This is a genomic window from Amycolatopsis sp. NPDC026612, assembly GCF_040638285.1.
GTDB lineage: Bacteria > Actinomycetota > Actinomycetes > Mycobacteriales > Pseudonocardiaceae > Amycolatopsis.
In genome coordinates this window covers 1-26,216 of sequence record NZ_JBEZYB010000099.1, presented here as the reverse complement: position 1 = coordinate 26,216, position 26,216 = coordinate 1, and the positions used below count along the sequence as shown (strand labels likewise).

General features: G+C 74.0%; 9 protein-coding genes. 3 read left to right on the top strand and 6 right to left on the bottom strand.

Going from position 1 to position 26,216, the window contains the following annotated elements; genetic code table 11:
- Positions 1-32: 32 nt before the first annotated feature.
- Together AB0F15_RS40405 and AB0F15_RS40400 are read left to right on the top strand one after the other, a co-directional pair.
- On the top strand, positions 33-7,250 hold the full coding sequence (locus AB0F15_RS40405) for an SDR family NAD(P)-dependent oxidoreductase (protein ID WP_360282351.1): 7,218 nt from the start codon (positions 33-35) through the stop codon (positions 7,248-7,250).
- A 31-nt stretch (positions 7,251-7,281) separates the two neighbouring features.
- Positions 7,282-13,686 (top strand): SDR family NAD(P)-dependent oxidoreductase, encoded by a 6,405-nt coding sequence (locus tag AB0F15_RS40400; RefSeq protein ID WP_360282349.1) that lies wholly within the window; start codon positions 7,282-7,284, stop codon positions 13,684-13,686.
- Between the two features lie 141 nt (positions 13,687-13,827).
- Here AB0F15_RS40400 and AB0F15_RS40395 read toward each other — a convergent pair whose 3' ends face one another.
- From AB0F15_RS40395 to AB0F15_RS40370, 6 genes are read right to left on the bottom strand one after another with little or no spacing between them, the layout of a single operon-like run.
- The gene (locus AB0F15_RS40395) at positions 13,828-15,006 is read right to left on the bottom strand and encodes a cytochrome P450 (RefSeq protein ID WP_360282347.1); all 1,179 of its coding nucleotides are present in this window, start codon (positions 15,004-15,006) and stop codon (positions 13,828-13,830) included.
- 22 nt (positions 15,007-15,028) lie between these two features.
- Positions 15,029-15,217, bottom strand: a complete 189-nt coding sequence (locus AB0F15_RS40390; RefSeq protein WP_360282345.1) for a ferredoxin — start codon at positions 15,215-15,217, stop codon at positions 15,029-15,031.
- Positions 15,218-15,249: 32 nt separating this feature from the next.
- Positions 15,250-15,468 carry a hypothetical protein gene (locus AB0F15_RS40385; RefSeq protein WP_360282343.1) on the bottom strand — a complete coding sequence of 73 codons (219 nt, stop codon included), beginning with the start codon at positions 15,466-15,468 and terminating at the stop codon, positions 15,250-15,252.
- Positions 15,465-16,679, bottom strand: a complete 1,215-nt coding sequence (locus AB0F15_RS40380) for a cytochrome P450 (protein WP_360282341.1) — start codon at positions 16,677-16,679, stop codon at positions 15,465-15,467. Before AB0F15_RS40380 ends, AB0F15_RS40385 begins: the two co-directional genes overlap by 4 nt.
- Before the next feature lie 34 nt (positions 16,680-16,713).
- On the bottom strand, positions 16,714-17,769 hold the full coding sequence (locus tag AB0F15_RS40375) for a DegT/DnrJ/EryC1/StrS family aminotransferase (protein WP_020638037.1): 1,056 nt from the start codon (positions 17,767-17,769) through the stop codon (positions 16,714-16,716).
- Positions 17,770-17,783: 14 nt separating this feature from the next.
- Positions 17,784-19,163 (bottom strand): glycosyltransferase, encoded by a 1,380-nt coding sequence (locus AB0F15_RS40370; protein ID WP_360282339.1) that lies wholly within the window; start codon positions 19,161-19,163, stop codon positions 17,784-17,786.
- 256 nt (positions 19,164-19,419) lie between these two features.
- On the opposite strand from AB0F15_RS40370, the gene AB0F15_RS40365 reads away from it, so the two are divergent.
- Positions 19,420-26,216 (top strand): SDR family NAD(P)-dependent oxidoreductase (locus tag AB0F15_RS40365; RefSeq protein WP_360282336.1); only part of this gene is annotated, 6,797 nt, incomplete at its 3' end.

Genomic DNA, 26,216 nt, shown 5'->3' with positions numbered 1-26,216 from the left:
GCCGCGGCCCGGCCGCGCCCGGCGCGGCCGAACTGGCGGCGGAACTGGGCGACGCCGTGACCATCGCCGCCTGCGACGTCAGCGACCCGGCCGCCGTGCGCGAGCTGATCGACGGCCGGACCATCACGGCGGTGGTGCACGCGGCCGGGGTGGTGGCCGACGGAGTACTCGGCTCGATCACCCCGGAGCGCCTGGACACCGTGCTGGCGCCCAAGGTGGACGCCGCCTGGCACCTGCACCAGGCCACCCTCGACCAGCCGCTGGCCGCGTTCGTGCTGTACTCATCGGCCGCCGGCCTGGTCGGCAGCCCCGGCCAGGGCAGCTACGCCGCCGCCAACGTGGCCATGGACGCGCTGGCCGGCTACCGGCACCGGCTCGGCCTGCCGGCCACCTCGGTGGCCTGGGGCCCGTGGGCCGGCTCCAGCGGCATGACCGCCGGGCTGACCGAGACCGACCGCCGCCGGACCGCCGCCGCCGGCCTCGCCGGCATCGAAGCCGGGCCGGGCATGGCCATGTTCGACACGGCGATCGCCACCGACGAGCCGGTGGTGATGGCCACCGCGGGGGGCGCCGCCGCGCCCCAGGGCACGGTCCCGTCCATCCTGCGCGACCTGGTCCGCGGCGCCCGCCGCACCGCCGCCGCGGCCGGCCCGCTCGCACCGGGCGGCTTGGCCGCGGAACTGGCCGGAATGCGCGCCGCGGACCGGCACCAGCACCTGCTGGGCATCATCCGCGGCGAGGCGGCCGCCGTGCTCGGCCACCCCTCGATGGACCTCGTCGGCGCGAAACAGGAATTCCGGGAGCTCGGGTTCGACTCGCTCAGCTCCGTCGAGCTGCGTAACCGGCTGGCCGGTGCCACCGGGCAGCGGCTGCCCGCGACCCTGGTGTTCGACTACCCGACCCCGGTCCGGCTGGCCACGTTCCTGCTCACCGAGGTCCTCGGCGAGGCCGTGCCCACCGCCGGAACCAACGTGCCCGCGGTGACCACCGGCCCCGCTTCGGACGACGACCGGATCGCCGTCGTCGGCATGAGCTGCCACTACCCGGGCGGGATCCACACGCCCGAAGACCTGTGGCAGCTGGTCGTGGACGGCCGGGACGTGATCTCCGGTTTCCCGGGCGACCGCGGCTGGGAGGACGCCGGCCGGTACACGCCGGAGGGCAACACCGTGTCGCTGTCCCCGGTCGGTGGTTTCCTCGAGGACGCCGCCCGGTTCGACCCGGCTTTCTTCGGCATCTCGCCGCGCGAGGCCATCGCCATGGACCCGCAGCAGCGGGTGCTGCTGAAAACCGCGTGGGAAGCGATCGAGCGGGCCGGCATCGACCCGCTGTCGCTGGCCGGCACGCCCACCGGCGTCTACATCGGCGCCTCCGACGCCGACTACGCCGGCCTGCTGTTCGGCGACCCGGCGGCCGAGGGCTTCGTGATGACCGGCACCACGGTCAGCGTGATCTCCGGCCGGCTGTCCTACACCTTCGGCCTGGAGGGCCCGTCGGTGTCGATCGACACCGCCTGCTCCTCCTCCCTGGTCGCGCTGCACCTGGCGGCGCAGGCGCTGCGCACCGGCGACTGCTCGCTGGCCTTGGCCGGTGGCGTGACCGTGATGTCGTCGCCGGTGCCCTTCGCCGAGTTCGGCCGCCAGGGTGGCCTGGCCCAGGACGGGCGGTGCAAGGCCTACGCCGACAGCGCGGACGGCACCGGCTGGTCCGAGGGCGCCGGCGTGCTGGTGCTGGAGCGCCTGTCCGACGCCCGCCGCCACGGTCACCACGTGCTGGCCGTCGTCGCGGGTTCGGCCGTCAACTCCGACGGCGCGTCCAACGGCTTCACCGCGCCCAACGGGCCGTCGCAGCAGCGGGTGATCCGCCAGGCGCTGGCGTCCGCCGGGCTGTCCACTTCGGACGTCGACGTGGTCGAGGGGCACGGCACCGGCACGCGACTGGGTGACCCGATCGAGGCGCAGGCCCTGCTGGCGACCTACGGCCGGGACCGGGAAACCCCGGTACTGCTGGGTTCGGTGAAGTCCAACCTCGGGCACACCCAGGCCGCGGCCGGGGTGGCCGGGGTGATCAAGATGGTGCAGGCGCTCGAACACGGCGTCGCCCCGCGGACCCTCAACGTCGACGCGCCGTCTACGCACGTGGACTGGGAGTCCGGTGCGGTTTCCCTGCTCACCGAACCGGCCGCGTGGCCGTCGGTCGACCGGCCGCGCCGGGCCGGTGTGTCGGCCTTCGGGGTCAGTGGCACGAACGCGCACGTGATCCTGGAGCAGGCTCCGCCCGAGCCGGTGGTGGCCGAGTCCCGGCCGGTCGAGCCTGGTGTGGTGCCGTGGGTGGTTTCGGCCAAGAGCGCGGAGGCGCTGGCGGAGCAGGTCGCGCGGGTGCGGGACTGCACTGCCGACCCGGTGGACGTCGGATTCTCGCTGGCGACGACGCGGTCGGTGTTCGAGCACCGGGCGGTGCTGCTGGCCGGCGCCGAGGGGGTCGACGTGGTCGCCTCCGGAGAAGCCGGCGAGGTATCGGTGGGCGCGGTGTTCTCGGGCCAGGGTGCGCAGCGCCCGGGGATGGGCCGGGAGCTGGCGGCCCGGTTCCCCGTGTTCGCCACGGCCCTCGACGAAGTGCTGTCCGGTTTGGACACCGGGGTGCGGGACGTGCTGTGGGGCACGGACGCCGAGGCGCTGGACCGGACCGGCATGACACAGCCGGCGTTGTTCGCGGTCGAGGTCGCGCTCTACCGGCTGTGGGAGTCGTGGGGACTGCGGTTCGGCTCGGTCGCGGGTCACTCGGTGGGCGAGATCGCCGCGGCCCACGTCGCGGGCGTGCTTTCGTTGGCCGACGCGTGCGCGGTCGTGTCGGCGCGGGCGCGCTTGATGCAGGCGTTGCCCGGCGGTGGGGCGATGGTGGCGGTGGGTGCGGGCGAGGACGTGGTGTCGCCGTTGCTGGCCGGCCGTGTGGGTGAGGTGTCGATTGCGGCGGTGAACGGGCCGCAGTCGGTGGTGTTGGCCGGGGCTGAGCCGGTGGTGCTGGAGATCGCGGAGGTGTTGCGGGGGCAGGGCAAGCGGGTCAAGCGGCTGCCGGTGTCGCACGCGTTCCATTCGCCGTTGATGGAGCCGATGCTGGCGGAGTTCCGGTCGGTCGTGGCGGGTGTGAAGCTTTCCGAACCGCGGATTCCGTTGGTGTCGAACCTGACCGGGGCGTTGGTGAGCGATGAGGTGTGTGACCCGGAGTACTGGGTGCGGCATGTGCGTGAGCCGGTGCGGTTCGCGGCGGGGGTGGCCGCGATGCGAGCGGCGGGGACTTCGGTGTTCGTCGAGCTGGGGCCGGGAACCGGCCTGGCGTCGATGGTGCACCAGATCGTCGACGACCCCGCCGTTGCGGTGATCCCGGCGCTGCGGGAGGCGCCCGAAGAGCGGTCGGCGGTCGCGGCGCTGGGGGCGGCCTTCGTGGCCGGTGCCGAGGTCGACTGGCCGGCGTTCTTCGCCGGGCTGGGTGGCCGCCCGATCGACCTGCCCACCTATCCGTTCCAGGAGGAGCGGTTCTGGCCCACGGCCACCGGCCGGAACGGCAGCGCCGCCGACTGGGGCCTCGTCTCCGCGCGGCACCCGCTGCTCGGCGCGGCGGTCGGCCTGCCCGACGACGAAGGTGTCGTGCTCACCGGCCGGCTGTCCACCACCACCCACCCGTGGCTGGCCGACCACCAGGTCGGCGCCGCCATCCTGTTCCCGGGCACCGGTTTCCTCGAACTGGCCGTGCGAGCCGGGGACCACGTCGACTGCCGGCAGGTGCAGGAGCTGACCCTGGCCGTGCCGATGGTGCTGGCCCGGGGCGAGGCCGTCGCCGTGCGGGTGTCGGTCGGGGCGCCGGACGAGACCGGCCGCCGCGACCTGCGCATCCACTCCCGCCCCGCGAGCCGCCCGGAGGGCACCTGGACCCACCACGCCACCGGAGTGCTCGCCCCCGGCGAGACCCGCACCGAGTGGGTCCCCACGCAATGGCCGCCGGCCGGGGCCGAGGCGGTCGGCCTGGACACCTTCTACACCGGCCTGGCCGAATCCGGCTTGGTGTACGGCCCGGTCTTCCAGGGCCTGCGTGGTGCCTGGCGCCACGGTGAAGACCTGTACGCCGAGGTGGCGCTGCCCGAACCGGCGGTCTCCGCCGCCGCCGGGTTCGGTCTGCACCCGGCCCTGCTGGACGCCGCCCTCCAGGTCAGCGGCGAACTGTTCGACGCCGGTTCGGGTCAGGGCCTGCTGCCCTTCTCGTGGAGCGGTGTCAGCTTGCACGCCGGCGGCGCCACGGTGCTGCGGGTGCGCTGGCGCCGGCACGGCGACGCCGTGTCGCTGGCCGCCACCGACGTGGCGGACAACCCGGTGATCTCGGTCGAGTCCCTGCGGCTGCGCTCGGCCACCGCAGCCGGTGCCGCCGCTCCGGCCACCGACGTCCGGGAATCCCTGCTGCGGCTGGAGTGGGAGACCGTGCAGCCCACCGCCTCGGCGGCCGGGCAGCACTGGGTGGTCCTCGGCGACGACCCCTTCGGCCTGGCCCCGGCGCTCTCGGCCACCACGGCCGGTTCCCCCGGTGAGCTGGCCGGGTTCGGCGAAGTGCCGGACTGGGCCGTGCTCGAAATCGACGGCGGCGGCGTCGCGGCCGGGCCGTCCGTGGCCCACGAGGCTGCGGCCCGCGTGCTGGGGGTGCTGCAGGACTGGTTGTCCCGGCCCGAGCTGGAGCCGGCCCGGCTGGTCGTGGTGACCCGGGGTGCGGTGGACGAGGTGACCGATCCGGCGGCGGCTGCCGTGTGGGGGCTGGTGCGCACGGCCCAGTCCGAGCACCCGGACCGGTTCGTGCTGCTCGACCTCGACGCCGGGAGCGCCGACGTGCTGCCCGGGCTCGCCGCCTCCGTCCTGCGGGAGGAGCCGCAGATCGCGGTGCGCGACCGCGTGGTGCGGGTGGCCCGGCTGGCCCGGTTGGCGACGTCGTCGTCGCTGGTGCCGCCGTCGGGGGAGTGGTGCCTGGACAGCAAGCACTCCGGCAGCCTGGACGATCTGTACCTCGCTCCGGTCGACGCGCCCGCGCAGCCGCTGCGGGGCCGGGAGGTCCGGCTGCGGATCACGGCCGCGGGCATGAACTTCCGGGACGTGCTCAACGCACTGGGCCTCTACCCGGGCCCGGCCGGTCCGCTCGGCGCCGAGGGCGCCGGGGTGGTCACCGAGGTCGGCCCGGACGTGACCGGGCTGGCCGTCGGCGACCGGGCCATGGGCATCGTGCCCGGCAGCATTCGCACCGCGCCGCTCACCCTCGACGAGCGCATCCTCACCCGCGTGCCGGACGACTGGACCGACGAGACCGCGGCCTCGGTGCCGCTGGTGTTCCTCACCGCCTTCTACGCCTTCACCGACCTGGCCGACCTGCGGGCCGGGCAGAAGGTATTGGTGCACGCCGGAACCGGCGGCGTGGGCATGGCCGCCGTCCAGCTGGCGAAGCACCTGGGAGCGGAGGTGTTCGCCACGGCGAGCCCGGCCAAGCAGGACACCTTGCGGGCCATGGGTATTGCCGATGATCACATTGCTTCTTCGCGTACGACGGACTTCGAGGGGGCGTTCGCGCCGCTGATCGGTGCCGGTTTGGACGTGGTGTTGAATTCGCTGACCGGTGAGTTCATCGATGCTTCGTTGCGCTTGCTCAAGCCCGGTGGGCACTTCCTGGAGATGGGCAAGACCGACGTCCGGGAGAACCCGCCGGGCGTGCGGTACCGGGCGTTCGACCTGTCCGAGGCCGGACCGGACCGGATGGGCGAAATGCTGGCGGAGCTGCTCCGGCTGTTCGCCAAGGACGCGATCCGGCCGTTGCCGGTCCGCGCCTGGGACGTCCGCCGGGGCCGCAGCGCGTTCCGCCACATGCAGCAGGCCAAGCACATCGGCAAGCTGGTGCTGACCATGCCGCCGGTCTGGGACCGGGCGGCGACCGTGCTGGTCACCGGTGGCACCGGTGGGCTGGCCGCGCACCTGGCGCGGCACCTGGTGGCCCAGGGGCAGCGACATGTGCTGCTGGCAGGCCGGCGTGGTGCCGCGGCCCCGGGGGCGGCGGAGTTGCGGGCGGAGCTGGGCGAGGCGGTCTCGTTCGCCGCATGCGACGTCAGTGATTTTGAGGCCGTGCGCAAGCTGGTGTCGGGACTCCGGCTGACGGCCGTGGTGCACGCCGCGGGAATCCTGGATGACGGGGTGCTGGAGTCGATGACGCCCGAGCGGCTGGACACGGTGCTCGCGCCCAAGGCCGGCGCCGCGTGGAATCTGCACCGGGCGACCGAAGGCCGGCCGCTCGCCGCGTTCGTGCTCTACTCCTCGGTGGCCGGCGTGTTCGGGGCCGGCGGGCAGAGCAACTACGCGGCGGCCAACACCTTCCTGGACGCCCTGGCCGCCTATCGCCGGCAGCAGGGTCTGCCGGCGACCTCGATCGCGTGGGGCCCGTGGGCGGCCTCCGGCGGCATGACCAGCACGCTCAGCGAGGCCGACCGCCACCGCACCAAGGCAAGCGGCGTCGCCGAAATCGACGCGGGCCAAGGCGCGGCCATGTTCGAGGCCGCCATCGGCACGGACGAGCCGCTGATCGTCGCCACCGCGACGAACCCGGCCGGGACCGGAGCGCCGGCCGGCGTGCCGCCGCTGCTGCGCAACCTGGTCCGCGCGGCCCGGCGGACGGCCGTCAGCGCGGCCGCCTCGCAGGCCGGCCTGGTGGAAAAGCTGACCGCACTGCCCGAGGACGAACGTCTCACCCTGCTGCTCGATCTCGTGCGCACCGAGGCCGCCGCGGTGCTGGCTCTGCCGTCGCCCGGCGAGCTCAAAGCCGACCGCGAGTTCCAGGAACTCGGCGTCAACTCCCTGACCGCGGTCGAGCTGCGCAACCGGCTGACCGTCGCCACCGGGCTGCGGATGTCCGCGACGCTGGTGTTCGACTACGCCACGCCGCGGGCGCTGGCCGCGCACCTGCTGGCCGAACTGGTCGCCGACACCGGCCTCGACAGCGGGCCGTCGGTGCTGGCCGAGCTGGACCGGCTGGAGGCCGCGATGGCGGCCGGCGAACCGGACGAGCTGACCCGCACCGGCGTCACCGGCCGCCTGCGCGCGCTGCTGGCGCTGTGGGGCACGAGCGACCGCGGCACCGGAACCGGCGGCGGGGTGGCCGAACTCATCGAATCCGCCAGCACCGACGACGTCTTCGCCTTCATCGACAACGAACTCGGCCGGCTGAAGAACCGCTGACCCACCGCACGCGCAGCAGAAAGGACGCCCGATGCCGGACGACAAGAAGCTCGTCGACTACCTCAAGTGGGTCACCGCGGATCTGCACGAGACCCGGCGGCGGCTGGAGGAAGCCGAAGCCGGCCGCCACGAGCCCGTCGCCATCGTCGGCCTGGCCTGCCGGTTCCCCGGCGGCATCGACAGCCCCGAGGACCTGTGGCGGCTGGTCGAGGCCGGGCAGGACGCGATCGGCCCGTTCCCGGAGGACCGCGGCTGGGACGTGGCCGCCCTGGCCGGCGAGGGCCGCGGCGCGAGTGCCACGCTGGAGGGCGGCTTCCTGCCCGACGTCGGTGGGTTCGACGCCGCGTTCTTCGGGATCTCGCCGCGCGAGGCCGTCGCCATGGACCCGCAGCAGCGGCTGCTGCTGGAGCTGTCGTGGGAAGCGTTCGAGCGAGCCGGGATCGACCCGCTGGCCCTGCGGGGCAGCCGGACCGGGGTGTTCGCCGGGACCGACGGCCAGGACTACGGCAACCTCGTGCTGCGCTCGGCCGAGGACGTGGACGGGCACGCCGGCACCGGCCTGGCCGCCAGCGCGCTGGCCGGCCGCGTCAACTACACCCTGGGGCTGGAGGGACCGGCCGTCACTGTGGACACCGCCTGCTCTTCGGCGCTGGTGGCGATGCACCTGGCCGCGCAGGCGCTCCGGTCCGGTGAGTGCACGCTGGCCTTGGCCGGTGGCGTCACCGTGATGTCCACCGCCCTGCGCTTCGCCGGCTTCACCCGGCAGGGCGCCTTGGCCGCCGACGGCCGCTGCAAGGCCTTCGCCGACGCCGCCGACGGCACCGGCTGGTCCGAAGGCATCGGCCTGCTGGTGTTGGAGAAGCTGTCGGACGCCCGGCACAACGGACACCACGTCCTGGCCGTGCTGCGCGGCTCCGCGGTCAACTCCGACGGCGCGTCCAACGGCTTCACAGCCCCCAACGGCCCGTCCCAGCAGCGGGTCATCACGCAGGCGCTGGCCAGCGCCGGACTGTCCACATCGGACATCGACGTGGTCGAGGCGCACGGCACCGGCACCACCCTCGGCGACCCGATCGAGGCACAGGCTCTGCTGGCCACCTACGGCCGGGACCGCGAAACGCCGGTGCTGCTGGGGTCGGTCAAGTCCAACCTGGGGCACACCCAGGCCGCCGCGGGCGCGGCCGGCGTGCTCAAGATGGTGCTGGCCATGCGCCACGGCATCGCGCCCAAGACCCTGAACGTGGACAAGCCGTCCTCGCACGTGGACTGGACCGCCGGGCGGGCCCGGATCCTCACCGAGGCGGTCGAGTGGCCGGACACCGGGCGGCCGCGCCGGGCCGGGGTGTCCTCCTTCGGCGTCAGCGGCACCAACGCCCACGTCATCCTGGAGCAGGCCGCCGAGCCGGCCGAGGTGCCGGCCACGCCGCTGCGGACCGCGGCGGCGCTGCCCTGGCCGGTGTCGGCCAAGTCCGAAGCCGCGCTGCGGGCCCAGGTCGAGCGGGTGCGGGAGTGCGCCGGCTCACCGGTGGACATCGGCCGCTCACTGACCGCCCGCTCCGGGCTGGACCACCGGGCCGTGCTGCTGGCCCGCCCGGGCACCACCGACCGGCCCGAGGTCGCCACCGGCGTGGCCGGGAACCCCGCCGTGGGCGTGGTGTTCTCCGGGCAGGGCGCGCAACGGCCGGGTATGGGCCGGGAGCTCGCCGCCGCCTTCCCGGTCTTCGCCGAGGCGCTGGCCGAGATCTGCGGCCTGCTCGACCCGCTGCTGCCCGGGTCGCTCAAGGACGTGCTGTGGGGCGGGGACCAGGCCGCGCTGAACGAGACCGGCTGGGCCCAGCCGGCGCTGTTCGCCGTCGAAGTCGCCCTGTTCCGGCTGTGGGAGTCCTGGGGCCTGAAACCGGCCGCGGTGGCCGGGCACAGCGTCGGCGAGATCGCCGCCGCGCACGTGGCGGGGGTGCTGTCCCTCGCCGACGCCGCCCGGATGGTGGCCGCCCGGGCCCGCCTGATGCAGGCGCTGCCCGCCGGCGGTGCGATGGTGGCGTTGCCGGCCACCGAGGCCGAGGTCGCGCCGCTGCTCGCGCCCCACGGCGAGCAGGTGGCCATCGCGGCGCTGAACGCACCCGGCGCGGTGGTCGTCGCCGGGGCCGAGCCCGCCGTGACCGCCGTGGCCGGGCAGGTCGAGCGGTGGGGCCGCCGGACCAAGCGGCTGCCGGTGTCCCACGCCTTCCACTCGCCCCTGATGGAGCCGATGCTCGCGCCGTTCCGGTCCGCGCTGGCCGGGATCGACTTGCGCGAGCCGTCCGTTCCGCTCGTCTCCACCCTGACCGGCCGCCCGGTGACCGGCGAGGTGTCCGACGTCGACTACTGGGTGCGGCACGTGCGCGAGCCGGTGCGCTTCGCCGACGGCGTCCTCGCCCTGCTCGACGCCGGGGTGGGCACGCTGCTGGAGATCGGCCCCGGCCACACCCTGACCTCGATGATGAGCCAGACCCTGGCCGACACCGGTCGCCAGGCCACCGTCGTGCCCGCGCTGCGCGAGGCTCCGGAGGAGGCTGCCGCGGTCACCGCGCTGGGCCAGGTCTGGGCGGCCGGCGCCGAAGTGGGCCTGGACCGGTGCTACGCCGACCTCGGCGGGCGCACCGTGCCGGTGCCGACCTACCCGTTCCAGCACCGGCGGTTCTGGCCCACGCCGTCCGCCCGCACCGGCGAGGCCGCCGACTGGGGGCTGATCAGCGCCGGGCACCCGCTGCTGAGCGCCTCGGTCGGCCTGGCCGACGACCACGGCGTGCTGCTGACCGGCAGCGTCTCGACGGTCACCCACCCGTGGCTGGCCGACCACCAGGTCGGCGGCACCGTCCTGTTCCCCGGCACCGGTTTCCTCGAGCTGGCGATCCGGGCCGCCGACCAGGTCGGCTGTGCGCGGGTCGAGGAGCTGACGCTGTCCGTGCCGCTGGTGCTCGGCCGCTCCGACACGGTGTCGCTTCAGGTGGTGGTAAGCCGCGCGGACACCGCGGGCCATCGGGACGTGCGGATCTACTCCCGCCCGGCCGGTGACGCCACCCGGGCGTGGACCGCGCACGCGAGCGGCGTGCTCGCGCCGGAACCCGTGCCCGCCGACCGGACGTCCACGCCGTGGCCGCCGGCCGGTGCCGAACCGGTCGACTTCACCGACTTCTACGCGCGGATGGCCGCCACCGGGCTGGTCTACGGCCCGGCCTTCCAGGGCCTGCGCTCGGTCTGGCGCGCCGGCGACGACCTCTACGCCGAGGTGGAGCTGCCCGGGGACACCGCCGCGGACGGGGGATTCGGGATCCACCCGGCCCTGCTGGACGCGGCGCTGCAGGCGAACGTGTCGCCGGAACGCAGCGGTGGCCGGCTGCCGTTCTCGTGGAACGGCGTGAGCCTGCACGCGAGCGGCGCCCGGCAGCTGCGAGCGCACTGGCACCAGGACGGGGAGGCCGTCACCCTGGCCGCCACCGATGTGGCGGGCAACCCGGTGCTCTCGGTGCGCTCGCTCCGGCTGCGTTCCGCCACCGCGCCGGCGGCCACCGGCGCCCGGGACGGCCTGCTGCACCTCGGCTGGCCGGAGCAGCCGGTTCCGGCGGCCACCGGGCACCGCTGGTCGGTGCTTCGCCACGACGTCTTCGGCTTGGCCACCGCGCTCGGGGCGCCCACCGTGGACACCGCCGCCCTGCTGGCCGTCTCCCGGCCCGACTGGGCGGTGTTCCAGGTCGGCGGCGGCGGGGCGGCCGCGGTGCACGAGGTGACCGCGCAGGTGCTCGACGTCATCCAGGACTGGGTGGCGCGGCCGGAGCTGACCGGAACCCGGCTTGTCGTGGTCACCCGCGGTGCGGTCGCCGTGCCCGGCTCGACGCTCACCGACCTGGCCGCCTCGGCGGCCTGGGGGCTGGTGCGCACCGCGCAGTCCGAGCACCCGGACCGGTTCGTGCTGCTGGACATCGACGACCGTCCCGAGTCGCTCGCCGCGCTGCCCGGCCTGGGTGGCCTCCTCGCGGACGAGCCGCAGGTGGCGGTGCGCGGCGGCGTGGCAAGGGTGGCCCGCCTGGCCCGGCTCGCCGAGGCGCCTTCGCTGGTGCCGCCGGCCGGACCGTGGGTGGTCGAACGGACCGACGGCGAGCTGCGCGCCGTGCCCGGCCCGGCCGAGGTGCCGACGGGCGAGCAGGAAGCCCGGCTGCGGCTCACCGCGGCTGCGCTGGGCCGGTCCGGCCCGGTCAAGGTCGCCGGCGTGGTGACCGAAGCCGGGAGCGGTGTATCCGGGGTGGCCGTCGGCGACCGGGTCACGACCACGGTGTCCGGCGAGGTCGGCACCGCCCCGCTGGTGGTGGCCGCCTCGTCGCTGGCCCCGGTGGCGCCGGGCGTCACCGACGCCGGCGCGCTGCGCGTGGGCGCGCCGCTGTTCGACCTCCGGCAGGCACCGGCGGCCCTCGCCCAGCACGACTACGCCGTGTTCACCCTGCCGCCGGTCTGGGACCGGGCGGCGACCGTGCTGGTCACCGGTGGCACCGGTGGGCTGGCCGCGCACCTGGCGCGGCACCTGGTGGCGCAGGGGCAGCGGCGTGTGCTGTTGGTGAGCCGGCGTGGTGGTGCGGCTGCGGGTGCGGCGGAGTTGCGGGCCGAGCTGGGTGAGGCGGTATCGTTCGCCGCGTGTGACGTCAGTGATTTCGAGGCGGTGCGCAAGCTGGTGTCGGATCTCCGGTTGACGGCTGTCGTTCATGCCGCGGGTGTTCTGGATGACGGCGTGCTGGAGTCGATGACGCCCGAGCGGCTGGACACCGTGCTCGCGCCCAAGGCCGGCGCCGCGTGGAACCTGCACCGGGCGACCGAAGGCCGGCCGCTGGCCGCGTTCGTCCTCTACTCCTCGATCGCCGGGATCCTCGGTGGCAGCGGGCAAAGCAACTACGCGGCGGCCAACACCTTCCTGGACGCCCTGGCCGCCTACCGCCGGCAGCAGGGTCTGCCGGCGACCTCGATCGCCTGGGGCCCGTGGGCGGCCTCCGGCGGCATGACCAGCACGCTCAGCGCCACGGACCGCCGGCGGGCCGCGGCCGGCGCGGCCTCGATGATCGACCTCGAGCAGGGCATGACCCTGTTCGACGCGGCCGTCGCCACCATCGAGCCGCTGCTGGTCGCGCTGCCCGCCGGTACCGCCCGGGCCCAGGGCCCGGTGCCCTCGGTGCTGCGCACCCTGGTGCCGGCGCCGCGCCGGTCCGCGGCCGCCGCGGGTGCGGCCGCCGCCGGGCCGAGCCTGATCGACCGGCTGCGTGGGCTCGAGCCGGCCGGCCGGGTGGCGTTGCTGGGCTCGGTGGTGGTCGAGCACGCGGCGCGCGCCCTCGGGCACACGGACGCGGCCGCGGTCGACGTCGACACCCAGTTCGTGGAGGCCGGCTTCGACTCGCTCATCGCCGTGCAGCTGCGCAACAGCCTGGCCGAGGCGGCCGGGCTGCGGCTGCCGGCCACGGTGATCTTCGACAACCCGACCCCGGCCCGGCTGGCCGGCTGGCTCGCGGCCGAACTGACGGCCGGCGGCGCGTTCTCCGGTTCCGGCGGCGGGGCCGGCCTCGGCGGCGCGGCCGTGCACGACACGGTCGGGCACCTGTTCTTCGAGTCCCTGCGCGCCGGGAAACTGCAGGCCGGCATGGACATGCTGAAGGCAGTCGCCGCGGTCCGGCCCACCTTCGACGCACCGGCCGAGCTGGCGGAGCTGCCCGCGCCGCTCACCCTGTCCGAAGGCCCGGACGGGCCGCGGCTGATCTGCATCAGCTCCCCGGTCGTGGTCGGTGGCGTGCACCAGTACGCCCGGATCGCCGCGCAGTTCCAGGGTTCCCGGACCGTGCGGTCGCTGCCGCTGATCGGCTTCGCCCGGAACGAGCCGTTGCCCGCCTCCGCGGCGGCCGCCGCCCGGGTGGTCGCGGAGAGCGTGCTGGAGGCCGCGGACGGCGAGCCGTTCGTGATCGTCGGCCACTCTTCCGGCGGCGTGCTCGCCCTCGCCGCGGCGGGCCTGCTGGAGAACACGTGGGGCGTCCGCGCGGCCGGCGTCGTCATGCTGGACACGCTCAGTCTCCGCCACAGCGGCGACGACTCGACCGACTACATGGGCATGGCCGAGGACCTGATGACCAACATCCAGTCGGAGACCACCACGATCGAAGCGGCCCGGCTGACGGGCATGGCGTCCTGGCTGAACAAGCTGCCGGCCATGGCCGACTACCGGACGACGGTGCCGAAGATCCTGGTGCGCTGCGGCGAGGAGGGCAGCGAGGCGCCCCCGGAGCAGCGGGCACTGGTGGACGGCACCGACACGATCCGCACGGTGCAGTCCAACCACTTCGCCCTGTCCCAAGAGGACGCCCCGCTGACGGCCGCGATCATCGGCGAGTGGCTGGCGGAGCTGCCGTCACTGGCTCCGGCGCCCTGAGGCCGTGAAGGGCCGCGGGCCCCGGCCGGCAGCCGGGGCCCGCGGCTTTCCGGTGTGACGCGGTGACTTTCTCCCGGAGCGGGCGGTGCGACCACGCGAAAAGGCCGCCACCGGAAGGTGACGGCCCTTGCGGACGGGGACTTACCAGGTGACGAGCAGTTCGTCGGTGAGGCCGCCGCCCAGCGGGGCGTCCGTGGTGGCCACCTTGGCCGCGGGGATCAGCGGCCGCAGGCCGGGCAGGCGGCTCAGCAGGCGGGTGAACAGCACCTGCATCAGGATCCGGGCCAGCGGGGCCCCCATGCAGGCCCAGGCACCGTGCGCGAAGGTCAGGTGCCGGTTGGGCGCCCGGCCGACGTCGAACTCGGCCGGGCAGTCGAAGGCGTCGACGTCCATGTTGGCCCGGGCCAGGTCCAGCAGCACCAGCTCGTTCTCGCCGATGGTCACGCCGCCGATCTCGATGTCCTCGCGGGCGTAACGCGGCAGGCTGAGGCTGCCGGAGACCCGCAGCATCTCCTCGACGGCCCTGGGCACCAGGTCCGGATCGGCCGCCACCGCGTCGCGCTGCGCCGGATCGTTGGCCAGCAACAGGAAACCGTAGTCGATCTGCTTGACCGTCGAGCCGATGCCGGCGAACAGCAACAGCATGGCGATCTCGCCGACCTGCTCGTCGGTCACATCGTTGCCGGTCACGAGGCGGGAAATGACGTCGTCCTCCGGCGCCGCCCGCTTGCGCGCGGCCAGGTCGCGCAGGTAGCCGAAGAACGCGGCTGTGCCGTCGCCCTGCTCGTCGGCCACGCCGCCCATCCGGGACACCAGGGCCGCACACTGCTCGCGTTCGTCCGCGGGCACGCCCAGCAGCTCGCAGATCACCAGCAGGGTCAGCGGGGCCGACAGGCCGGCGTGCAGGTCTGCTGGTCGCGGCCGGATGGCGAACGCCTCGACCAGTCCCGCGGTCAGCTCTTCCACCTTCGGCCGCAGGTGCAGCATGTGCCGGGCCGCGAAGTGCGGCTGCAGCACCTTGCGCAGGTCGTGGTGGAACTTGTCCCCGGCCCCGTGGTCGGCGGCGGTGGCCAGGTCGTAGGTGGGGTTGCCGGCGTACTGCGGCTTGTGGCCCGGATCCGGGTGCGAGCGCCCGAGCCGGTCGTCGCGCAGCAGCCCCTTGATCTCGGCGTACCGGGACACCAGCCACGCGTGGTCCCCGGCCGGGGTGACGATCCGCCGGACCGGCGGACCGTCGTACGGTTCCCGCAGGTGCGGGCACAGCCGTCGCACGAAGGGCTCGTCGGACGCGAGCAGCACCCGTTCCTCCGTCGTGGTCATGGTTCCTCCCTTTCGGCGAGTGCTATTCGACGGTGATCGTCGAGGACGGGCACACCAGCGCGGCTTCGCGCGCGGCGGCCGCGTCACCGCCGGCCGGTGCCGGCCGCAGCACCGTGACGATGCCGCTTTCGTTCTGGTCGAACACGTCCGGCGCGGTCAGCACGCACTGACCCGCGCCGATGCAGCGTCCGGGGTCGACGGTGATCTGCACGATCGTTCCTCTTCGGGTCGTGGGGCCGGGGTTCAGCGGCGCTGCGCGCAGTGCGAGCCGCACGGGCCGGGCGGGGGAGCACCGACGCCGTTCCAGGTGCTGCCGGCGAAGGCCACGCACCAAGCGGGGAAGCACGGTCCGGTCAGCTCGACCGCCTCCGGGTGCGAGCGGTCGACCCGATGCCCCGTAAGGGCCGATCCCAGTGCCGAAAACCAGCGGACCACCCTGGGCTGTTCGCCGGTCTCGCTCATCCTTGCCCTCCTTGTCCGGGTGCGCTCGAAGGCTGCCAGCGCACGGGCAGCGCATGCAGGCCGAACAGCGTGCCGTCGTACTTGAACGGCAGTTCCTCGAGGGGAGCGTCGATCCGGAGCGTCGGCACCCGCTCGAACAGCGTCTTGTACACCGCGGCCATTTCGGCCCGGACCAGGTTCTGGCCCAGGCACTGGTGCACGCCGAAGCCGAACGCGACGTGGTTGCGGGCCGGGCGGTCCGGCTTGAACTCGTGCGGGCAGGCGAACGCGTTCGTGTCGTGGTTGGCCGCGGCGATCAGCGGGATCAGGCCCTCGCCCGCGCGGATCAGCCGGCCGCCTATCTCGACGTCCTCGACGGCGGTGCGCATGGCCACCAGGTCGGCCACGGAGTGGTAGCGGACCAGTTCCTCGACCACCCGTTCGTCGCCGATCCACTGGGGGTTGGCCAGCAGCGTCACCACGCCCAGCGAGATGTTGTTGGCCGTGGTCTCGTGCCCGGCGATCAGCAGCAGCATGACGACGCCGGACATCTCCTGGGGTGTGATGGCCCCGGTGGCGAGGATCCGGGTGATCAGGTCGTCGCCGGGCCACTTCTGCTTGATGCCGATCAGCCGGGTGATGTAGCGCAGCAGCTGCCGGACCGCATCCGCGCGCTCCTCCTCGGTGCTCCGCTGCAGGTTGACCAGGATCTTGGTCTTGGCCTCGAAGAAGGGCCGGTCGTCGCCGGGCACGCCCAGCATGGTCGAGATCACCAGTGAGGGCACCGCCAGCGCGAAGTCCTCGACCAGGTCGGCTCGGCCGTCCTTGGCCAGCAACGCCTCCACGCACTCGTCCACCGTGCGCTGGATCAGCGGCTGCCAGGCCCGGATCCGGCGGACCGAGAACTCCGGGATGAGCGCCTTGCGGAACCGGTCGTGCTCGGGCGGGTCGAGACCGACGAACCAGCCGGGGATCTCGTTCTGGGTCGGCACCCCGCCGGTCCGGCCGACCTTGGGGAAGCCCTCGTTCTCCGGGTTCGCGCTGATCCGGCGGTCGGTCAGCACGGCCCGCACGTCCTCGTGCCGGGAAACCAGCCAGACCGGCTGGCCGGTGGCCAGCGTGGTGCGGACCAGGCCGGGCCGTTCGCGGTAGCCGGCGTAGGCCGCGGGCGGGAAGGCCTCGCCCGGTCGCCGCACCGGGAAGTCGACCATGGGGGTGTCTGTGCTCGTCATCGCACTTTCCGTAGGCAGACGGGGATCGGAGGGGTCAGGCGGCGTAGAACTGCCGCACCTTGCCGGTGATGAACTCCTGGTCGCTCGCGGTCAGCCCGACGTAGGTGGGCAGGTAGCAGCCGTCCGCGGCGAACCGGGAGGCGTTGAGCGCGGGCCAGGACGGGTCGAAGTAGCCGGGCTGGCGGCTCATCGGCTTGAAGAACAGCCGGGTCTCGATGCCCTCGGCGGCCAGGTGGTCCCGTAGTTCCTCGCGGCGCTCGGCCCGCACGTCGTACATCCACAGGACGTCACGGGGCGGCATCAGCGTGATGCCGTCGATCCCGGCCAGGCCCTCGTCGTAGCGCCGTTCGATCTCCTTGCGCGCGGCCAGCAGCTCGTCCAGCCGCTCGGTCTGGGCGAGCGCCACCGCGGCCTGCATGTCGGTCATCCGGAAGTTGTAGGCCAGCTTCTTGTGCAGGAACGAGTGGTCGTCGGAGAAGGCCATGCCCCGCAGGTGCGCGATCTGACCGGCCAGCCGGGCGTCGTCGGTCAGGCAGATGCCGCCTTCGCCGGCGGTGATGATCTTGTTGGCGTAGAGCGAGAAACACGCGATGTCGCCGACCGGGCGGACCCCGTGCGCCTCGGCCGAGTCCTCCACCACGTACAGGTTGTACTCGTAGGCCAGCCGCATGATCGGGTCCATGTCGCAGCGGCGGCCGTAGATGTGCACCGGCATGAGCACCTTGGTGCGCGGGGTGATCTTCTCCTCGATCCGGGCGACGTCGAGGTTCAGGTCGTCCCCGCAGTCGACGAACACCGGCGTCGCCCCGGTGTAGGTGACCGCCCAGGCACTGGCGATCATGGTGAACTCCGGCACGATCACCTCGTCGCCCGGGCCGACGCCGAGCGCCCGCAGCGCCAGGGTGAGGGCGGTGGTACCGGAGGAACAGGCGACGCCGTGCGCGACGCCGTTGTAGTCGGCGAAAGCACGCTCGAAGCGGCGCACGTGCGGTCCCTGCGAGGAGATCCAGCCGTCGCTGATCCCCTCGGTGACGTACTCGAGTTCCCGGCCGGTCAGGCTGGGCCGGGATACGGAATAGGTGTAGGCCACAGTCTTTTCGCTCCTCAGGCCAGCGCGGGCAGCTTCATCAGCAGATCGGCGGCGGTGCGCCGCCCGCCCGCGGTCTGCAGCAGCGCGGACATGTGGGCGGCCCTCTCGGTGAACGACGGGTCGGTCAGCACGCGGGTCAGCTTGTCCACGACGTCGTCCGGATCCACCGTGTGCGGCTGGTCCACCGTCAGGCCGACACCCAGGCTCTCGGCCCGCACCGCCTGGTCGTAGCAGTCCACCCACAGCGGGCGGGAGACCAACGGCTTCCCGAAGTAGAGGCCCTCGTGGTAGGCGTTCCCGCCGGCGTGGTTGAAGAACACCCGGACCTTGGGGTGGGCCAGCACGTCGAGCTGGGACGGCAGCCAGCCTTCGATCCGCAGGTTGGCCGGCAGCGTGCCGGCCGGCGGCAGCAGGTGCTGCTGCTCCCTGGGCAGCTTCCACAGGAACTGGTGCGCGTTCATCCGCCGGGCCACCTCGACCAGCGCGGTCACCTGGTCCCGGGTCAGCCGGGTGATCGTGCCGAAACCCAGGTATACCACGGATTCCTGGGCGTCCAGCCAGTCGGTGATGCTGCGGTCGCCGGGTGCCTGCGGCAGGTCGGGAACGAGCGCGCCGACCAGTTTCACCTTCTCCGGCAAGTCGAAGGGGTAGTCCAGTTCGGCCACGGAGAAGCACAGCACCAGCTCGGCGTGGTCGATCCGGGCCATCGCCTTGGCGGCCTCCGGCGCGATGCCGAGCTGCTTGCGGATTTCGCCGCCCTGCTTGAGCACTTTGGACATCCGGGGATTGGCGAACATGAGGACGGTGCGCAGCTTGAACAGGCGGTTGGCCAGCTGCTGGGCCGCGCTCATCGGGTACGGCAGGCCCGAGCGCGGTACGGGGAAGTCCCTTGGTGTGTAGGACTTGCTGAACGGGATGTTCCCGGTCAGCACGTTGCTGGGCAGGAACGGCACGGTCGGCACGAACGGGATGCCCTTGGTGATGGCCAGGTTGATCGCGAACGTGCACATCACGTCGACCACCATCAGCGCGGGCCGCACCTGCTCCACCACGGCCTCGAGCCGGCGGTACTTGCCGACTTGCAGGCTGGGGTCGTAGGAGTGCTCGATCAGCGCCTTGGTGGCCTTGAACCGGGAGCACTGGGTGACCGCCGCGTACACCTCGTCGTCCCAGGTGACCGCGGACAGCTCCGGCACCGGGTCGCCGAGCGAGGCGAACCGCACCTCGCTGCGGCCGGACAGGGCGGTGACCTCCGCCCGCCGGTGTTCGTCGGTGGCGAACCAGAGGTCTTCGGTGCCGCGGGCGGCCAGCTCGCCTGCCAGCACCAGCAGCGGGTTCAACAGCCCGCTCTCCGGTAGGCCGACGAAGAGAATGGGGCGCTGGGCGGTGTCCATGGGAACTGCCTTCCCTTGTCGCGGTCATCCGGCCGGCGGGGAATCACCCGACGTCCCCGCGGCCGGACCTCGTGCTGCTGTGGCGGGTCAGCCCGAAGTGTGCGCCGGTACGCCCTGGGAAAACCCCAGCTCTGGCCGGAATACCGGCTGCTCGGCGCGGCAGCGGGCGGCCTTTGGGAAAAAGTACAGTCGGGCCGCTCATACAGTCGCCAATCGGAGCCGTGGCAAGACCTACGAGGTTCGAGGTGGTCGAGTGATGGGCAGTGCAGCAGGGGACCAGGCAGCCGGCGGCGATCCGGCAGCCGGTGGTGGCCGGGCCGGGTTCCTGCCGGTGCTGCTGTCCGCATCGGAGCCCGGCGTGCTGGCCGAGCAGGCCGCGGCCTGGGGGGCCGTGCTGGAGTCCGGGGCGGCCGTGCGGGACGTCGCGTTCTCCGCGGCCACCGGCCGCAGCGGGCTGCGGCACCGCGCCGCGGTGCTGGGCGCGGACCGGGCGGAACTGCTGGCCGGGCTGGCCGGCCTCGGCGGCGCCATGCGCGGGGAAGCCGGGCACGGCGGCTTGGCCTTCGTGTTCTCCGGCCAGGGCGCGCAACGGCTCGGCATGGGCCGGGAGCTGCACCGGTGTTTCCCGGTGTTCACGGCGGCCTTCGACGCGGCTTGCGCGGAACTGGACCGGCACCTCGACCGTCCACTGAAGACCGTCCTGTGGGCCGCGCCCGGCTCCGCGGAGGCGGAGCTGCTCGATCACACCCGCTACACCCAGCCCGCGCTGTTCGCGTTCCAGATCGCGTTGTTCCGGTTGCTGGAGTCCTGGGGGCTGCGCCCGGACGTGGTGACCGGTCACTCGATCGGCGAGCTGGCCGCCGCACACGTCGGCGGGGTCTGGTCACTGGCCGACGCCGCCCGGCTGGCCGCCCACCGCGGCCGGCTGATGGAAGAACTGCCGGACGGCGGGGCCATGGTCGCCGTGGCGGCCGGCGAGGAGCAGGTCCGCCCGGTGCTGGCCGGGCACGGGCACGAGCTGTGCGTCGGCGCGGTGAACGCGCCGGGCTCGGTGGTGCTCTCCGGCGCGACCGACGCCGTCCTGGCCGCGCAGCGGCAGCTGCGCGAGCGGGGCCACCGCACCCGGAGGCTGGCGGTCAACCGGGCCTTCCACTCCCCGCTGGTGGAGCCCGCCCTGGCCGGGCTGCGGGAGGTCGCCGAATCCTTGACCTACCGCGACGTGCGGCTCACCGCGGTGTCCACGCTGACCGGAGCGCAGGTGACCGACGACGACTGGACCAGCCCGGAGTACTGGGTGCGCCAGGCCCGCGGCGCGGTCCGCTTCGCCGACGCCGTCGGCACCCTGCGCGAGCTCGGCGTGACGGCGGTGCTCGAGCTGAGCGCGGACGCGGTGCTTTCCGCCCAGGCCGCCGAGTCGCTGTCCGGCGCCGGCGTGGCGGTGGCCGCGCTGCGGGCCGGACAGGACGAGGAGCGCGCACTGGTGACCGCGCTGGCCGAGCTGTACGTGCACGGCGCCGGCCCGGACTGGGCCGCGTTCTTCGCCGATCGCCCCGCCCGCCGGCTGCCGCTGCCCGTCGGTGCAGCCGCCCCGGCCGCGGCGGTCGAGACCCCGGTCGCGGTGGACAGCCCGCTGGCCCGCGAACTGACCGGGCTGCCGGCCGCCGACCGGGTGCCGCACCTGGTCGCGCTGGTCGCCCGTGAGGCGGCCGCGCTGCTGGCCGCCGACGGCTCCGGCCCCGAGGGCGACCTGGACCCGGGTCGTGACTTCGCCGACCTCGGCTTCGACTCGCTGCGCGTGGTACGGCTGCGAGACCGGCTGGCCGACGCCACCGGGCTCGCCCTGCCCGCGTCCCTGGCCTTCGACCACCCGACGCCCACCGGGCTGGCCGGGTTCCTCGCCGGCGCCCTGCTCGGCACCGGGAGCGACGAGCGGGCCACGCCCGTGCCGCGGCCGTTCTCCGACGACCCCATCGCCATCGTCGGCATGGCCTGCCGCCTGCCCGCCGGGGTGCGGTCCCCCGAGGACCTCTGGAACTTGGTCGCCGGCGGGATCGACGCCACCACGGAGTTCCCGGCGGACCGCGGCTGGCAGCTCGACGGCGGGCACGCCCGCGGCGGGTTCCTCGATGACGCCACCGGATTCGACGCCGGCTTCTTCGGCATCGCGCCGCGTGAAGCGCTGGCGATGGACCCGCAGCAGCGGCAGCTGCTCGAGGTGGCGTGGGAAGCGCTGGAACGGGCGGGCATCGACCCGGCCGGGCTGCGCGGCAGCGCCACCGGCGTGTTCGTGGGCACCAACGGCCAGAGTTACGCCGCCGTCGCCGGCAACGCCGCCGAAGACCTCCAGGGCCACACCGGCACCGGCCTGGCCGCCAGCGTGCTGTCCGGCCGGGTGTCCTACACCCTGGGGCTGGAGGGGCCCGCGGTGAGCGTGGACACCGCCTGCTCGTCGTCGCTGGTTTCCCTGCACCTCGCCGCGCAGGCCCTGCGCAACGGGGAGTGCGGCCTGGCGCTGACCGGCGGGGTGACCGTGATGGCCACCCCGCACAAGTTCGGCGAGTTCGCCCGCCAGGGCGGGCTGTCCTCGGACGGCCGCTGCAAGTCCTACGGCGACGACGCCGACGGTGTCGGCTGGGCCGAGGGCGTCGGTGTGCTGGTGGTGGAGCGGCTGTCGGACGCCCGGCGCAATGGTCACGAGGTGCTGGCGGTCGTTCGCGGTTCCGCGGTGAACCAGGATGGTGCGTCCAACGGCCTGACCGCACCGAACGGTCCGTCGCAGCAGCGGGTGATCCGGCAGGCGCTGGCGTCGGCTGGTTTGTCCACATCGGACGTCGACGCGGTCGAGGGGCACGGCACCGGCACGAAGCTGGGTGACCCGATCGAAGCCCAGGCGCTGCTCGCCACCTACGGCCAGGATCGGGAAACCCCGCTGTGGCTGGGCTCGCTGAAGTCGAACATCGGGCACGCCCAAGCCGCGGCCGGGGTGGCCGGCGTGATCAAGATGGTCATGGCCATGCGGCACGGCGTGCTGCCGCCGACCCTGCACGCCGGAACGCCGTCGTCCCGGGTGGACTGGAACGCGGGCGCCATCCGCCTGCTGACCGAGCAGGTCGGCTGGCCCGCGACCGACCGGCCGCGCCGGGCGGGGGTGTCCTCCTTCGGGATCAGCGGCACCAACGCCCACGTCGTCATCGAAGCACCCGAGCCGGTCGAGCCGGAGCCGGAGCCGGCCGAGGCGCCGGTTCCGTTCGTGCTGTCGGCCAAGACGCCGGACGCGCTGCGGGACCAGGCCGCCGCGCTGGCCGCGCACCTCGACGCGCACGAGCCGAACCCGGTGGACGTGGCCTGGTCCCTGGTCACCTCCCGAGCGGCGTTCGACCACGCCGCGGTGTTCACCGACCGCGAGTCGCTGCGGGCCGGCCGCCCGGCCGCGACCGGCATCCGCGGCCGCGGCAAGCTCGCGGTGCTGTTTTCGGGCCAGGGCGCACAGCGGGCGGGGATGGGCCGTGAGCTGTCGGCTCGCTATCCGGTCTTCGCCGCCGCGCTGGACGAGGTACTGTCCACATTGGACATCGATGGCCTGCGTGCCGCGATGTGGACCGGGGACGGCCTGGACCGGACCGAATACACCCAGCCGGCGTTGTTCGCGGTCGAGGTGGCGCTGTACCGGCTGGTCGAGTCATGGGGTGTGAAGCCCGATTACGTGGCCGGGCACAGCGTCGGCGAGATCAGCGCGGCCCACGTTTCGGGTGTGCTGTCGCTGGCTGACGCCGGTGCGCTGGTGGCTGCCCGTGGCCGGTTGATGCAGGCGTTGCCCGCCGGCGGGGCGATGCTGGCGGTGCGGGCTGCCGAGGCCGAGGCGCTGGCGTGGATCGAGGGAACCGACGTCTCGATCGCCGCCGTGAACGGGCCGGACGCGGTGGTGCTGGCCGGGCCCGAAGCGGCGGTGCTGGCGCTCGCGGAGGGCCGGCGGGCCAAGCGGCTGCCGGTGTCGCACGCGTTCCACTCCGGACTGATGGACCCGATGCTGGACGAGTTCGCCGAAGTCGTGCGGGGGCTGGAGTTCCACCCCCCGGAGATTCCGGTGGTCTCCACCCTGACCGGTGAGCTGGCCACCGGGTTCGACGCCGGATACTGGGTCCGGCACGCGCGGGAGACCGTCCGGTTCGCCGACGGGCTGGCCACGCTGCAGGGCCAGGGGGTGCGGACGTTCGTCGAGCTCGGTCCGGATGCGACGTTGACCACGCACGTGGCCGGGTTCGCCGAGGTGGCCGGGATCGCCGTGCTGCGCAAGGGCCACCCCGAGGAGGAGAGTCTCCTGCGGGCGCTGGGGGCGATGCACGTGCGGGGCGTCCGGATCGACTGGGCGGCCTTCTTTGCGCCGTACCGGCCGCGCACGGTCCCGTTGCCCACGTACGCCTTCCAGCACGAGCGCTACTGGCCGACGCCCAAGCCGATCGCCTCGGACGCGTCCGGCCTGGGCCAGCAGACCATCGGGCACCCGGTGCTCGGCGCCGCCGTCACCCTCCCGGAATCCGCCGGCGTGGTGCTGACCGGGCTGCTGTCGGTGCGCACGCACCCGTGGCTGGCCGAGCACCGGCCGGACGGCCGGATCACCTTCCCGGCCAACGCGTTCCCGGAACTGGTGATCCGCGCCGGCGACGAGCTGGGCTGCGGCGCGCTCGGCGAGCTGATCGTGCGATCGCCCCTGGTGCTGCCCGAGCAGGACGCGGTGCAGGTCCAGGTGCACGTGGGCGCGGAGCGGGCCGGGAGCCGCCCGTTCGTGCTGCGCTCCCGCACCGGCGCGGACGACTGGACCGAGCACGCCACCGGCCACCTCGGCCGGCCCGCCGTACCGGCCGTCACCGGCATGGAGTGGCCGCCCGCCGACGCCGCGCTCGTGACCGCAGCCGGACCCGGTGTCCGCGGCGTCCGGACTCGCGGCTCGGAGGTGTTCGCGGAGGTGGAAGGCCCGGCCGAGGACGGCTGGGGTCTGCATCCCGCGCTCCTGGACAGCGCGCTGCACGCGCTGGCTTCGGGCGGGGCCCCCGGTGGCTTCGCCCACCGGTGGCGCCGCACCACCCTGCACGCCACCGGCGCCACGGTGCTGCGGGTCCGGCTGGCCGGCACCGACCTCGTCGCCGTCGACCCGCACGGCGCGCCCGTCCTCACCGCCGAGCTGGACCTGGACACCGAGCCGGTCCGGCCGGACGCCGACCGCCGGACCCTCTACCGCATCGACTGGCTGCCGGCGTCGGCCGCGGCGTCCGCGAGCCGGCCGATCCTGGTCGGCCCCGACCCCTTCGATCTCGACGCAGGCCGGCCGGTGCCCGGCCTGGCCGAGATCCGGGACGGCTCGGCGCCGGTGCTGGTCGCGTTCTCCGGTGACGACGCCGACGAGTGCGTCTCCGCGCACGACCTGACCTGTCGCGCGCTGTCCGTGGCCCAGGAGTGGCTGGCGGAGCCCCGCTTCGGCGGCGCCACGCTGACCGTGGTGACCCGCGGTGTGTGGTCCGGTGCGGACGTGGCCGCGTCGGCGGTGTGGGGGCTGCTGCGGGTGGCGCAGTCGGAGCACCCGGGCCGGTTCCGCCTGATCGATCTGGACCCCACCGCCGGTCCGGCCGACCTGGCCGCCGCGTTGGCCTCGGCCGAGCCGCAGCTGCGGATTGGTGCGGAGGACGTGCGAGCCGCCCGGCTGCGGCCGGTCCGGTTGGCGCGGGGGGACTCCGGGTGGGATCGGGACGGCTCGGTGTTGATCACTGGTGGGACCGGTGGGCTGGGCCGGGTGCTGGCCCGGCATTTGGCGGGGCAGGGCTTCGGGCACGTCATGCTGGTCAGTCGCTCGGGTCCGGCGGCCGAGGGCATGAACGAGCTGGTGGCGGACCTGGCCGGGCTGGGCTGCCGGGTGGAGGTCCGGGCTTGTGATGTGGCCGAAGCCGAGGCTGTGCGGGAGCTCGTTGACAGCATTGAGCCGCCGTTGACGGCGGTGGTGAACGCGGCCGGGGTGCTGGACGACGGTGTGATCGGTTCGCTGACCCCGCAACGGGTTCATGACGTGCTGCGGGCCAAGGCCGATGCCGCGTGGAACTTGCACCAGGCCACCCTGGGCCACGACCTGGCCGGGTTCGTGCTGTTCTCCTCGATCGCCGGCAGCCTCGGCGTGGCCGGGCAGGGCAACTACGCCGCCGCCAACACGTTCCTCGACGGCTTGGCGCTGCACCGGCGCGGTCTCGGGCTGCCTGCGGTGTCCGTCGCCTGGGGCGCCTGGTCGCCCGAGGTGGGGATGGCTTCGCGGCTGCGCGACGTCGACATCGCCCGGATGCACCGCGAGGGCCTCCCACCGCTGTCGGTGGAGCTGGGCCTGACCCTGTTCGACACCGCGGTCGCGGCCGAGGACCCGCTGCTGGTCCCGCTGCGCCTCGGCCATTCCGCACTCCGGGCCCGGACCGACCTCACCCCGCTCTGGCACGAGCTGGCCGGCGCCCGGCGCGCCACCGCGGCCACCGGCACCGCCGCCCCGGCCGGTGCCTTCGACGGGCTCAGCCGGGCCCAGGTGCGCGAGCAGGTGCTGACCACCGTGCGCACCGTCGCCGCCGAGGTGCTCGGCCACGCGTCGGCCGCGGAGGTCGCGGCCGGCCGGGAGTTCCGCGAGCTGGGCTTCGACTCGCTGATGTCGGTGGAGCTGCGCAACCAGCTGGCCGCGGCGACGCAGCTGTCCCTGCCCGTGTCGCTCGTCTACGACTACCCGACGCCCGAGGTGCTGGCCGGGTTCCTGGCGGCGATGCTCCTCGGCGAGCGGGCCGGCACCGCGGTGGCCGAGTCCGTGGACGTCTCCGGTGAGCCGATCGCGATCGTCGGCATGGCCTGCCGGTTCCCGGCCGGGGTGGCCTCCCCGGAGGACCTGTGGGAGCTGGTCTCGGCCGGCCGCGACGCCATCGGTGACTTCCCCGGCGACCGCGGCTGGGACCTGGCCGCGCTGGCCGGCGACGGCCCCGGCCGCAGCGACACGCAGTACGGCGGGTTCCTGGCCGACGCGGCCGGTTTCGACAACGC